The following is a 12,551-nucleotide window of genomic DNA, read 5'->3' on the forward strand; positions in this document are numbered from 1 at the left end:
ATATAGTAGGATATTTTCATATATCGTCATATAATTTATGATTATTTTCTAAAGATTAATATTTGAATATAAAAATTTAATATTATAATAGTAAGTTTATATAAAATCAATAATTAGTTAATTTTATGCTCGCTATTTCTTTAAAATTTAGCATATAAGAAAAACATACTTCAATATTTAAGATATTTTCATAATTTCATATTTCAAATTAAGTGGGTTATGTCCAATTTTAGATTTAGCTTATTTTAATATCTTGGTTTAAAATCTTAGATATTGGCTAAATACAATAAAGAAAGATAATATGAATTTTTAAAAAGAATCAAAATAAAAAGACTTTTTGTAGTGTCGTTTTTTAAATGTTAAAGCCCTTATAGATCATCTTTTTGGGCACTTAAATTTAGCCGTAAATTTTCTTTAAATTTTCAAGCTTTGTACTAGCATTTAGCAGTAACATATCGGCGATAACTAGCCTTATCATCGCGGTTGCAACGACGCTTCCACGTATGCCTATACAAGGATCATGCCTGCCTCTTAGCTCAAAATCTACCACTTCGCCAGCTAAATTTAGCGTCTTTTGCTCTTTAAATATCGAAGGCGTAGGCTTAAAATGGCTCTTTAACACGATCTCAGCGCCGCTACTTATGCCGCCAAGTATGCCACCAGCGTTATTGCTTAAAAAACCAAGCTCATCCATCTCGTCGTTGTTTGCTGAGCCCATCATAGAGCTTACGTTTACGCCAGCGCCTATCTCAACGGCCTTTACGCCGTTTATTCCCATCAAAGCCGCTGCTAACGCGCTATCTAGCTTATCATAAAGTGGCTCACCAAGACCAGCTGGCACGCCTTTAGCCACGCTTAAAACCACAGCTCCTACACTATCGTGCTCGCTTCTAGCTTTATTTATCACTTCTTTCATCGCTTCTTCATTGCCAAGAGCATAAATTTGAGAATTTTTAGCAAAGTTAAAGTCTATTTTGTCGCTAAAAATTTTGCCTATACCAAGCACTCCACTTAAAATTTCTATATTAAACTCATTTAAAAGCAGCTGTGCAAAGGCTCCACCAGCCACTCTAACGGCCGTTTCTCTTGCACTTGAGCGTCCGCCACCCCTGTGATCTCTAAAACCATATTTTTTGAAATATGTAAAATCAGCATGACCAGGACGGAAAATTTCACGTAAATTTTCATAGTCGTTTGACTTTTGGTTGTTGTTAAAAATGGCAAAGCCTATCGGCGCGCCGGTGCTCATGCCATTAAAGACGCCGCTAAAAATTTCTATTTTATCGGCTTCATCTCTTGCGGTTGTGAAATTGCTTTGTCCAGGACGGCGTCTATCTAGCTCACTTTGGATGAAATCTACATCGATCTTTAGTCCAGCTGGAAGTCCGTCTATCACGCCGCCGATCGCCACTCCGTGGCTCTCACCAAAGGTCGTTAAGGTTAGTTTTTTGCCAAATGTATTCAAAATTTTTCCTATTTTTTGATTTTTTCTAGTGCGATTTTTGCTGCAAGCTGTTGGGCTTGTTTTTTAGAGCTACCAACGGCACGTGAAATTTCTTTGCCATTTAGTAGCAAGGCTATCTCAAATTCTTTCTTATGATCAGGGCCTGACGTGCCGATGAGCTCGTATGTTGGTATGACACCAAGACTAGCCTGAGTGACCTCTTGAAGAGCGGTTTTGTAATCCTTTTCTAGGTGTGCAAAGTCGATCTGTGGATAGCAAAGCTCAAGCAAAGCGATCGAAATTTCTCGCACTTTATCAAGTCCAGCCTCAAGGTAGATAGCACCCATCACAGCCTCAAATGCGTCGCTTAAAATGCTATCTTTCTCACGTCCGCCATTGTTTTCTTCAGCCGTACTTAGCCTTAAAAATTTACTCATTTTTAGATGTCTTGCCATATTTGCAAAGCTTTTTTCATTGACAAGTGCAGCTCTTAGTTTACTCATGTCGCCCTCTGCGATCTTGCTAAATTTCTTAAAAAGATACTCAGCCACAAGCAGATCCATCACCGCATCACCTAAAAACTCGAGCCTTTCGTTATTTAGTGCCTGCTTTGTGCTCTTGTGCGTTAGCGCCTCTTCTAAAAGTTCAGTTTTTTTAAATTCATATCCAAGATTCTCTTCAAATTCTTCTAAAATTTTCATCTTTCATTCTCATCTTTTATTTTTAATGCCTCATCTCTTGCCATCTGATCGCACTCCTCGTTTTCAGGGTGTCCAGCGTGCCCCTTAACCCAGCTTGCCACGACTTTGTGAGGCTTTGAAATTTCTAAATACTCCTGCCAAAGCTCTACATTTTTTACATTTTTAAAATTTCTCTTTTGCCAGTTAGAAAGCCACTCATTTATGCTATTTACTACGTATGAGCTATCGGTAAAGAGTCTCACCTCGCAGGGCTCTTTTAGCGCTTTTAGCCCCATTATCGCAGCTTTTAGCTCCATTTGGTTATTTGTCGTATATGCCTCGCCGCCACTCTCTTTTTTCTGAGCTTCGTTAAATATCAATATATAAGCCCAGCCGCCAGCTCCAGGGTTTCCAAGGCACGAGCCGTCGCTAAAAAGTGTTACTATCTTCACTTGCTTTTTCTGTGATGTGGGATAAAATTTTAACACTTCCTAGCTCATGACAGACCGGACAGCGGTAAAAGTGCATAGGAAATGAGTTTTTGCAGCTTTTGCAAACGTAGTTAAAGCTTAGCCCAGCCGCGTCAAATTTAGTGTCTTTTAGTTTTTTGATGACGTTTAGCTCAAAGCCATAAATTTCACATGGCTCATCTATATCGCCCTTTGCGTAAAAGAGTGATTTGTACTTTGGATTGCTTAAATTTATAGGCGTTTTTAGATTATAAAGCAGATCGATCACGTCTTCAAAACGAGCAAAATCTTTTAAATTTTCTAAATTTTCATTGTGCCTTATGAAAAGTGCTAAGATCATACGTTTTAAAAGCTCAAAATTTTGGCTAAGGTGGGAGAGAATTTCTACCTTTTCATTAAAGCTTAAATTTCTATCATCAAGCGTACTGATCGCCTTTATATAGGCCTTTTGATCTTTTACATTTACACCAAGCTCTTCAAGAGAATTTAACGCATAAAGAGCTTCTTTGTAGTTTTTCAGTTTTTCATCTATCATCGTTAAAAAGCGAAGTGCAAGCACATTTCTTGGGCTTAGTTCAAGCACTTTTTCAAAGACTTCGCTAGCTTTTTTTAAAAATCCAGCCTTAAAATAGACCTCTCCAAGCTCGTTTAGGATAAATTCTTTCTCATTTTTATCTCTAACTTTGCCAAGCGCTATGAGATAAACACTAATTGATTTTTCAAAATCACCATTTTTAGCAAAAGTTTGCCCTAGCATACAAAGGCTTTGAGCGTCTATCTCCGGACTTTGTAGCATCTGTTTATGCTCGCTACTTATGCCATCTTTGCTGTCAAATTTTCTTATAAATTTTTCGATTCTTTTTTTCTCATCTTTGCTTGAAAAGATACCCCAAGCATAGCTTAATGCGGCTATCATCAAAATAATGCTAAATAAAATAATAAGGCTAAATATCGGATCTCTATGCCCAATGAAAAAAATATCCACGCTCATACTTTGTAATAAAATTTTACTTTAATTATAACAAAGCGGTTGTATAATTTTGCTTATGATAGATCCAAAATCCATAGAAAAACTCAAAAATCAAATCGATATCGTTGACATTATAGAGCACTATTTGCCAGTTAAAAAAATGGGTGCAAACTATAAATGCGTCTGCCCATTTCACGATGATAGAAATCCTAGTATGAGCATAAGTCAAAGCAAACAAATTTTTCACTGTTTTGCTTGCAAGGCCGGCGGAGATGCGATCAAATTTGTAATGGATTATGAGAAATTAACCTATCCAGAAGCTATCGAAAGAATAGCTAGCCTTGTAAATTTTAGTCTCGAATACACAAGCGACAAAGCCCCAACACAAAAAGAAAATAAGCACATTTTAGAAAAGGCGAATGCCTTTTATAGGAGCGAATTTTTCAAGCATGAAGCCGCTGTGAGATATATCTATTCTCGTGGTATAAATGACGCGATGATCGAGAAATTTGAGCTTGGCTGGGCTGGGGATAGTGCTAGTACTATTAGGCTTTTACAAAATGAAAATATCGAGCCAAAAGAGGCACTTGAAGTTGGAATCGTAAAGCAAAACGAGAAGGGAATTTATGCTAGTTTTATCGAGCGTATCACATTTCCCATATATGCTCACACGGCAAAATTAGTTGGCTTTGGCGGTAGAACGATCTCAGATCATCCTGCAAAATATGTAAATTCTCCACAAAGCATGGTTTTTGATAAGTCAAAGCTACTTTACGGCTATCATTTAGCTAGGCAAAGCATTTTTGAAAAAAAGCAGATCATCATCACAGAGGGATATCTAGATGTTATCATGCTGCACTTTGCTGGCTTTACAAACGCCGTTGCTGTGCTTGGGACTGCGCTTACGACTAATCACTTGCCACTTTTAAAAAGAGGAGAGATAAGCGTAGTACTTTGTTTTGATGGTGACTCGGCTGGTATAAATGCCACCATAAAATCATCTCGTCTTTTGGTGCAAAACGAAATAGATGGAAGCGTTGTAATCATAAAAGATGGTGCAGACCCAGCGGATATGGTTTTTGCAGGTAGAAGCGACGAGATAAAAGAGATGTTTGGCTCTGGGACTGAGCTTGGCGAGTTTTATATCGAGCAAATTGTAAAAAAATATGATATTACGCGCCCAGTGCAAAAGCAAAAATGCTTAGAAGAGATAATGGAATTTACAAATTCTCTAAAGCCAATAATCGCAAAAAGTTACGAATCGCTGGTATCAAATTTACTCAAAATAGAGCTAAATACTTTTAGTCTTCATGGACAAAGATATATAAATAGACAAGATCAAAATTTTACAAATGCTGCAACAACAAATAAGCAAACGGCTCAAAAAAAAGATAAAACTGATATTTTGGAATTTAGTGTTTTAAAGAGCATGCTTGCAAATAAAAATTACGAAGCTATTGTTTTAAACGAGCTTGAGGAGAAATTCTTTTTGCAGCATAAAAATTATTTTCAAGCTATTTTATTACCAAAGATCGAAAGTAATGCCGCGCTAATTAGAGAAATTTATGTAGAAGAGAGTGCAAAAGTGGCTTCGAGCGAAGAGAGTTTAAGGGAGGCTATTATAAAGCTAAAACTGAAATATTATGAACATTTTCGTGCAGAGACTAAAGAGTCGCAAAAACCTAACAAAATCGAAATAATGCAAAAAATTTCAGAGATTATTAAAGGCTTACACAACAAGCTACAAAAAAATTAAATTTCAAAATTTAACACTTATTCAGCTTTAAATCATAAAACTAAATGTAAAATGCATAAAGTAATAAATGTTTTTAAGATTAGTTTTATTTTTAAGGATTTATTATGATAAATTTTAAAAGATTTGAAGCGAATTTTAATGCTATAAGCAGATTTGGAGCATTAAAAGGAGGTGGTCTTACAAGGCTTGCATTTAGCAAAGAAGACTTGGAAGCTAGAAATTTTCTTATAAATTTAATAGAAGAAAATGGATTTAAGCTTAAAATTGACAATGTTGGCAATATCTATGCCATATATGATGATGGCTGTGAGCCAGGCGAGAAGCCAGTTTGTGTGGGCTCTCACATAGATAGCGTGCCAAATGGCGGCTTTTATGATGGTACGCTTGGCGTTATGGCTGGACTTGAGGCGCTAACCTCGATAAAAGAGGCTGGCATTAAGTTAAAGCGTCCGCTTTGGCTGATTAACTTTTGCTGTGAAGAATCAAGTCGCTTTAAGACAGCAACTATCGGAAGTAAAATAATAAGTGGCAAACTTGGTCTACAAAGGCTTCATGAGCTAAAAGACGAAGATGGTATCTCGCTCTTTGAGGCGATGAGTAAATTTGGACTTGAGCCACAAAATTTAAATGATTCTATTTTAAAAGAACATTCACTTCATTCATATTTAGAACTTCACATTGAACAAGGTCCAGTGCTTGAGCGAAGTGGCATAAGCGTTGGTATAGTAAGCGGTATCGCCGCTCCTATTAGATTTGAAATTATTATCCATGGCAAGGCAGATCACAGCGGTGCAACTCCGATGAATATGCGTAGTGACGCGCTGCTAGCTGCTTCACACATCATAATTGCTGCCAATAAATTTGCTAAAAATAAAAAAACAGCTGTGGCTACTGTTGGTTACGCACATGCAAAACCAGGCGTTTTAAATGTCGTGCCAGGCGAGGCGAGGCTTGGAGTTGATCTAAGAGATATTGATAAGGCAAGCTTAGAAGAGCTAAATTTAGAGCTTAGAAATTTTATAAAAGAGCTAAGCGGTGAGCTAAAATTTAGTTATGAGATAAGAGAACTGAGTAGCGATGAGCCAGTAAAACTTAGTGAGCATGCTATAAATTTACTAAGCGAAGAGGCTGCTAAGCTTGGCATAAAAACGCTTACTTTGCCAAGCGGAGCTGGGCACGATGCGATGAATCTAACAAAACTTGCAAGTAGTGTTGGCATGCTTTTTATACCTTGCGTTGGTGGCATCAGTCACAATATAGCAGAGGCTATAAATTTTGATGATGCTTTCAAAGCTACACAAATTTTAACAAATGCACTAGTTAAACTATCAAATGAATAAGGAGAAATCTATGGACAAAATAGCAAATTTGGCTCTTTCTTTAAAAGATGAGCTTATTAAAGATCGCAGGTATTTTCACTCACATCCTGAGACTGGCTGGTTTACATTTTTTACAACCGCCGTACTAGCAAAGAGGCTTAGTGATCTAGGATATGAAATAAGCCTTGGCGACAAGGTCGTTAAAGCCGATGCAAGGCTTGGCCTTGGTTCAAAAGAGCAATGCGAAAAAGCAATAGAAAGAGCCAAAAAACTCCTAAGTCCTGAAGAGGCAAAATATCTTCCTTATATGAAAGATGGATTAACTGGCCTAACTGCCTTTATAGATACAAAAAGACCTGGAAAATTTACAGCATTTAGATTTGACATAGATAGCGTCGATGTGACGGAGAGTGAAGACGCTGATCACAGACCTTGTAAAGAGGGCTTTGGCGCAGATATTGCTGGTATCATGCACGCTTGCGGACACGATGGACACGCATCTATCGGTTTAGGACTAGCAAAACTTATAGCCGAGAATTTAGATGAGTTTAATGGCAAATTTAAATTTATATTTCAAACTGCAGAAGAGGGCACGAGAGGTGCTGTGGCTATGGAAGCTGCTGGTGTGCTTGAGGGGATCGAGTATCTACTTGGTGGACATATCGGCTTTCAGGCAAAAACTAGTGGTGGCATCATCTGCGGAACAAATAAGCTACTTGCTACCTCTAAATTTGACGTGCATATCACAGGTCGCTCGGCTCATGCAGCTGGAGCACCACAAGACGGTGCAAATGCTCTTTTAGCCGCAGCACAAATGGCTTTAAATATGCATGGCATCACAAGACATGCAAAGGGTGTAACTAGGATAAATGTGGGCGTTTTAAAAGCAGGCGAAGGCAGAAACGTCATCGCTCCAAACGGCTATCTAGCTTGCGAAACAAGAGGCGAGGATACAAATTTAAACGAATTTATGTATGAAAAATGCATGGATATCGTTAAAGGCGTTAGCCAAATTTACGGCGTAGAGAGTAAAGTCGTAATGACTGGTGGCACAAGCGGAGCCGATAGCGACAAAGAAGTAACAGAAATTTTCTATGAAGCAGCTAAAGAGAGTCCATTTATAGACGATGACAAGATCGTAAAAGAGCTTGACTTTGGTGCTTGTGAGGACTTTGCTCACTTTATGAGAGCTTTGCAAGACAAAGGCGCAAAGAGCGGATATATGATGATAGGAACAAACCTAAAAGCAGGCCATCACAACTACAAATTTGACTTTGATGAGGAGTGTTTGGTTTCAGGAGTTGATGTCTATCTAAGATCTGCTTACAAACTAAATGGAGTAAAAAAATGAAAAACGCTTTACTAATCAGTGCTTCAAGCTATAAAGATACTGGTTACTTAAGACACTGCGAGGGTTGGATTAAGGAATTTTTAGGAAGTGATGCGGACGAGGAGATACTTTTTATCCCCTATGCCGGCGTTAGACGCACAAATGACGAGTACGAGCAAAAGGTGCAAGATTGCTTAAATAGCAAAAATATCAAGTCCATCCACCGCTATGAAGATAAAATTTCTGCTATCAAAAATACTAAAAGTATTGCGGTTGGCGGCGGAAATACCTTCATGCTACTTCATATGCTTTATAAGCTAAATTTGATTGAGCCTATAAAAGAGGCGGTGGCAAACGGCACAAAATATTTTGGCTGGTCAGCTGGTGCAAATATCGCTGGCAAGACGATGATGACTACAAATGATATGCCTATCATCATGCCAAAGTCCTTTGATAGTCTAAATATCTTCCCTTATCAGATCAACCCACACTTTATAAGTGGCAAGCTAGTAGGACATAACGGCGAGAGTAGAGAAGAGAGGCTGGAGGAATTTTTAATAGCAAATCCAAAAGACACCATCTATGCTCTACCTGAGGGCACGGCTTTGGTGATAAGAGGCAATGAAGCTGAGGTCATCGGACATAGCGACATCTTAAAGCTTGAGTACAAAAAAGAGATAGAAAAGATAGCAATTAAAAGCAAATTTAAAATCTAAACAAGGAGAGGGGTATGGAATCATTCAAACTCGTAGCTGCCATTCTTGGCATCGTTGCAGTTGTAGTACTTCTTGTCTTAAAAAAAGAGACAAGAACGGTGCTAATAGGTGTTGGTTTGGTGCTTTGTTTAATCGCACTTAAACCTATGGGGGCATTAAGTGCTTTTACTGACTATATGACTAAAGCAGGGCTTATAAAGGCTATTTGTGCCAGTATGGGTTTTGCTTTTGTTATGAAATACACAATGTGTGATAAACACCTTGTTGGTCTTCTTACAAAACCACTTAAAAATGTGGGCTTTATCTTGATCCCTGCAACAACCGTGCTAACTTATTTTATAAATATCGCTATCCCTTCAGCTGCAGGATGCTCCGCCGCTGTTGGTGCGACGCTTATACCGCTTCTAATGGCTTCAGGCGTTCGCCCAGCTATGGCTGGTGCTGCTGTTTTTGCGGGTACGTTTGGCTCAGTTCTAAGCCCAGGCTCTGCTCACAACGTATACGTGGCTGATCTTGTTAAAAAGACAGTTGCAAACTATACTGTTCAAGATGTTATAAAGGTACAAATTCCTAGTGCATTTACAGCTCTTGCTATCGTAGTTATTACACTAACTATTGTTGCGATACTTTTTAAAGACTATCAAAAAAATACAAATTTCACTCTTGAGGGTGGTGCTAAAAATGAAGATAACTCGGCTTTCAAAGTAAATTTTATCTACGCCATTATGCCACTTGTTCCACTTGTGATATTGGTTATTGGTGGGACAAGTCTTGCAAAAGATTATAGTTTCCTTGCATGGACAAAGATGGGTGTTGCTGAAGCGATGATACTTGGTGCGATCATAGCTATCTTTGCTACGCTTACAAACCCACAAAAGATTACAAAAGAGTTCTTTAACGGCATGGGCCACGCTTACGCTGATGTTATCGGTATCATCATCGCAGCTGGCGTATTTGTTGCAGGTCTAAAGGCGTGTGGAGCTGTTGACGTGGTCATCGCATGGCTAAAAACAGATCAAAGCTACGTTAAATTTGGTGGAACATTTGTGCCATTTATCATGGGTATAGTCACAGGCTCAGGCGACGCTGCTACATTTGCGTTTAACGAAGCCGTCACAACAAATGCCGCTGCACTTGGCTTTGAACAAGATAAGCTTGGTATGGCCGCAGCCATCGCTGGCTCACTGGGAAGATCTGCTTCTCCAATAGCAGGTGCTGCTATCGTTTGTGCAGGTATAGCCATGGTTAGCCCAGTTGAACTTGCAAAAAGAACATTTTTAGGTATGTTTATCTCTGTTGTGGCGATCGCATTTTTTGTCATCTAAAGGATGAAAAATGGATATCGTAGAGAGATTTTTAAACTATACGAAATTTAACACTACAACAAACAAAGAGAATGGATTAAAAGGCATCATGCCTTCTAATCCAACCGAGTACGAGCTAGCCAAATTTCTCAAAGATGAGCTTAGCTCGCTTGGTATCAAAGATATCCTCTTGCAAGACAATGCTATCTTGATAGCAAAAATTCCTGAAAACTGCGAAAACGCACCGAGTATTGCCTTTTTTGCGCACTTGGATACAAGTAGCGAGCAAAAAAACGATACCAAGGCGAAGATCGTAAGATACACAGGCGGCGACATCTGTCTAAACGAAAAGCAGGGAATTTATCTTAAATTTAGCGACAATCCAGAGCTTAAAAAGTACGAGGGCGACGACATAGTCGTGACTGATGGCACTAGCTTACTTGGTGCTGATGATAAGGCTGCGATCGCTAGTATCGTAAATATGGCTAGCTTTTTCATGCAAAATCCTGACGTAAAGCACGGCAAGATCGTGATCTGCTTCGTGCCTGACGAGGAGCAGGGTTTGCTTGGTGCAAAGGCGCTTGATGCGAGCTTGCTTGGAGCTGATTTTGGCTACTGCTTAGACTGCTGCGAGATAGGCGAGCTCATATATGAAAACTGGAACGCAGCTGACTGCACTATGGTATTTAAAGGCGTTTCGGCTCATCCTATGAATGCAAAGGGTAAGCTTGTAAATTCGCTACTTCTTGCACATAAATTTATCTCGCTCTTGCCAGGTGGCGAAGTGCCAGAGTGTACCGAGGGCAAAGAGGGCTACTTCTGGGTAAAAGAGCTTAGCGGAAATAGCGCAAAAACGACGCTCAAGATCGACATAAGAGAATTTGACGAGCCTAAATTTCAAAAAAGACTTGAGTTTTTAAGCGACATGGCAAATTCTTTTAACAAAATTTATGGCGATTGCTGTGAGATCACGCTAACAACACGCTATGAAAATGTATTTAAATTTTTAAAAGATGAAAATTCGCTCCCGATAAAACTTGCAAAAGATGCCTTTAGTGAACTAAATATCACGCCAAACATAAAACCTATGCGTGGCGGATACGACGGTGCTGCGATCTCTGCAAAAGGCGTGCCAACGCTAAATTTATTCACAGGAGCTAACAACTTTCACTCTATCTATGAGTATCTGCCAGTTAGCAGCCTAAAAGCCGCGAGCGAAGTCATTAAAAAAATCGTAATTAACGCTGCTAAATAAACTTCATAAAAGCCTAGATTTAGTAAATTTAGGCTTTAAATTTTTACTTTCAGGATAAAAATGAAGGCTTTAGCTTTGTTTAGCGGAGGGCTTGATAGTATGCTCTCAATGAAATTAATAAGCGATCAAAACATCGAAGTGGTCGCACTTTATATGGATACCGGATTTGGCGTGGATGAGGAGAAGCACGAAGTTTTAAGACGCCGTGCAGCTTTGGCTGGGGCTAGTTTAAAAGTGGTTGATATGAGAAATGAGTATCTTCGTGATGTACTTTTTAACCCAAAATACGGCTACGGCAAGCAGTTTAACCCCTGCATCGACTGTCACGGATATATGTTTAAAACCGCTCTTAATATGCTAAAAAGTGAAAATGCAAATTTTATAATTACAGGCGAAGTCGTGGGGCAAAGACCGATGAGTCAGCGAAGAGATGCACTCTTTCAGGTTAAGCGTCTAGCTGATGATGAGGATGATCTAGTACTTCGTCCGATGTGTGCTAAGCTCTTGCCACTAACAAAGCCAGAGCGCGAGGGTTGGGTCGATAGAGAGAAGCTACTTGATATAAGTGGACGTGATAGAAAGCCGCAGCTTGCTTTGGCAAAGGAACTTGGCTTTGAGGACTTTGCCACGCCAGGAGGCGGATGTTTGCTAACGATCGAGAGCTTTGCTGTGAAGATAAAGGATTATCTAAATTTTGATAAAGAGATGCGAGATATCGATGTGACGTGGCTAAAGCTTGGTAGGCATCTGCGCTTACCAGATGGTGCAAAAATGATAATAGGCCGTGACGAGAGCGATAATAACGCACTTTTGTCTCATCCAAATGATAAATTTGAACAGGTGAAATTTAAAGAGAGCGATGACATCGTGGGAGCTATTAGCTTCATAAGTAAAAATGCTAGTAAAGCTGACAAAGAGCTGGCCGCAAGGCTCGCATTAGCTTATACAAAAGCAAGTAAAGAGAATGAATTTGAAGTTAGCGTCGCTGGCGAGGAATTTAGTATCACACCTGAGGATAAATCTCTAGCTCAAAATTATTTCGTAAAATAGACATTTTATTGATTCTTGGTGCTTTTACCTTGTGTTTGTAGATAAAGATGGTTTTTATCTACAAATAAGTTTAAAAATTATATAATCCGAAACTTATTTTAAAGTGTCACGGTAGCTCAGCTGGTTAGAGCGCTGGTCTCATAAGCCGGAGGTCGGGAGTTCAAGTCTCCCCCGTGACACCATAAATACCTAAACTACGATGTTTCTACAATATTATATTGCAGTCACCTTTCATGAAATATAGCTTAATGTTTGTT

11 protein-coding genes and 1 tRNA gene are annotated in these 12,551 nt (G+C 39.0%); 8 read left to right on the forward strand and 4 right to left on the reverse strand.

Annotated features, from left to right (window positions below; genetic code table 11):
- Positions 1 to 397: 397 nt before the first annotated feature.
- Genes aroC through CYP54_RS08950 form a run of 4 tightly spaced genes read right to left on the reverse strand, consistent with a single transcriptional unit; the run spans position 398 to position 3,585 of the window.
- Complete coding sequence (gene aroC / locus CYP54_RS08935) at positions 398 to 1,465, reverse strand: chorismate synthase (protein WP_103604988.1); 1,068 nt, start codon at positions 1,463 to 1,465, stop codon at positions 398 to 400.
- Positions 1,466 to 1,473: 8 nt separating this feature from the next.
- Positions 1,474 to 2,145: a ribonuclease III gene (rnc, locus tag CYP54_RS08940; protein WP_103604989.1), complete on the reverse strand. Its 672-nt coding sequence runs from the start codon at positions 2,143 to 2,145 to the stop codon at positions 1,474 to 1,476.
- On the reverse strand, positions 2,142 to 2,576 hold the full coding sequence (rnhA, locus tag CYP54_RS08945) for a ribonuclease HI (RefSeq protein WP_103604990.1): 435 nt from the start codon (positions 2,574 to 2,576) through the stop codon (positions 2,142 to 2,144). Before rnhA ends, rnc begins: the two co-directional genes overlap by 4 nt.
- Positions 2,554 to 3,585: a tetratricopeptide repeat protein gene (locus tag CYP54_RS08950; protein ID WP_258033729.1), complete on the reverse strand. Its 1,032-nt coding sequence runs from the start codon at positions 3,583 to 3,585 to the stop codon at positions 2,554 to 2,556. The genes rnhA and CYP54_RS08950 overlap by 23 nt, the downstream gene beginning before the upstream one ends.
- 55 nt (positions 3,586 to 3,640) lie before the next feature.
- On the opposite strand from CYP54_RS08950, the gene dnaG reads away from it, so the two are divergent.
- From dnaG to CYP54_RS08990, 8 genes are all read left to right on the forward strand, one after another.
- A complete protein-coding gene (gene dnaG, locus CYP54_RS08955; RefSeq protein ID WP_103604992.1) occupies positions 3,641 to 5,320 on the forward strand; it encodes a DNA primase in 1,680 nt (559 codons plus the stop codon).
- Between the two features lie 104 nt (positions 5,321 to 5,424).
- Positions 5,425 to 6,660: a M20 family metallo-hydrolase gene (locus CYP54_RS08960; protein WP_103604993.1), complete on the forward strand. Its 1,236-nt coding sequence runs from the start codon at positions 5,425 to 5,427 to the stop codon at positions 6,658 to 6,660.
- A gap of 10 nt (positions 6,661 to 6,670) precedes the next feature.
- Positions 6,671 to 7,990: an amidohydrolase gene (locus CYP54_RS08965; protein ID WP_103604994.1), complete on the forward strand. Its 1,320-nt coding sequence runs from the start codon at positions 6,671 to 6,673 to the stop codon at positions 7,988 to 7,990.
- Positions 7,987 to 8,685, forward strand: a complete 699-nt coding sequence (gene pepE / locus CYP54_RS08970) for a dipeptidase PepE (protein WP_103604995.1) — start codon at positions 7,987 to 7,989, stop codon at positions 8,683 to 8,685. Before CYP54_RS08965 ends, pepE begins: the two co-directional genes overlap by 4 nt.
- A gap of 14 nt (positions 8,686 to 8,699) precedes the next feature.
- Positions 8,700 to 10,010: a C4-dicarboxylate transporter DcuC gene (gene dcuC / locus CYP54_RS08975; RefSeq protein ID WP_103604996.1), complete on the forward strand. Its 1,311-nt coding sequence runs from the start codon at positions 8,700 to 8,702 to the stop codon at positions 10,008 to 10,010.
- Between the two features lie 10 nt (positions 10,011 to 10,020).
- Positions 10,021 to 11,244 carry a peptidase T gene (gene pepT / locus CYP54_RS08980; RefSeq protein WP_103604997.1) on the forward strand — a complete coding sequence of 408 codons (1,224 nt, stop codon included), beginning with the start codon at positions 10,021 to 10,023 and terminating at the stop codon, positions 11,242 to 11,244.
- A 60-nt stretch (positions 11,245 to 11,304) separates the two neighbouring features.
- Positions 11,305 to 12,294, forward strand: a complete 990-nt coding sequence (locus tag CYP54_RS08985) for an argininosuccinate synthase domain-containing protein (protein WP_103604998.1) — start codon at positions 11,305 to 11,307, stop codon at positions 12,292 to 12,294.
- A gap of 105 nt (positions 12,295 to 12,399) precedes the next feature.
- Positions 12,400 to 12,476 (forward strand) — tRNA-Met (locus CYP54_RS08990).
- Positions 12,477 to 12,551 lie beyond the last annotated feature (75 nt).

The sequence above is a fragment of the Campylobacter concisus genome, from assembly GCF_002914005.1.
In the GTDB taxonomy this organism is placed as follows: domain Bacteria; phylum Campylobacterota; class Campylobacteria; order Campylobacterales; family Campylobacteraceae; genus Campylobacter_A; species Campylobacter_A concisus_N.

Excerpts from the sequence above, each read along its gene's own strand:
- rnc (WP_103604989.1), bottom strand. The coding sequence starts at position 2,145 with ATGAAAATTTTAGAAGAATTTGAAGAGAATCTTGGATATGAATTTAAA.
- CYP54_RS08950 (WP_258033729.1), bottom strand. The coding sequence starts at position 3,585 with ATGAGCGTGGATATTTTTTTCATTGGGCATAGAGATCCGATATTTAGC.
- dnaG (WP_103604992.1), top strand. The coding sequence starts at position 3,641 with ATGATAGATCCAAAATCCATAGAAAAACTCAAAAATCAAATCGATATC.
- CYP54_RS08960 (WP_103604993.1), top strand. The coding sequence starts at position 5,425 with ATGATAAATTTTAAAAGATTTGAAGCGAATTTTAATGCTATAAGCAGA.
- CYP54_RS08965 (WP_103604994.1), top strand. The coding sequence starts at position 6,671 with ATGGACAAAATAGCAAATTTGGCTCTTTCTTTAAAAGATGAGCTTATT.
- pepE (WP_103604995.1), top strand. The coding sequence starts at position 7,987 with ATGAAAAACGCTTTACTAATCAGTGCTTCAAGCTATAAAGATACTGGT.
- dcuC (WP_103604996.1), top strand. The coding sequence starts at position 8,700 with ATGGAATCATTCAAACTCGTAGCTGCCATTCTTGGCATCGTTGCAGTT.
- pepT (WP_103604997.1), top strand. The coding sequence starts at position 10,021 with ATGGATATCGTAGAGAGATTTTTAAACTATACGAAATTTAACACTACA.
- CYP54_RS08985 (WP_103604998.1), top strand. The coding sequence starts at position 11,305 with ATGAAGGCTTTAGCTTTGTTTAGCGGAGGGCTTGATAGTATGCTCTCA.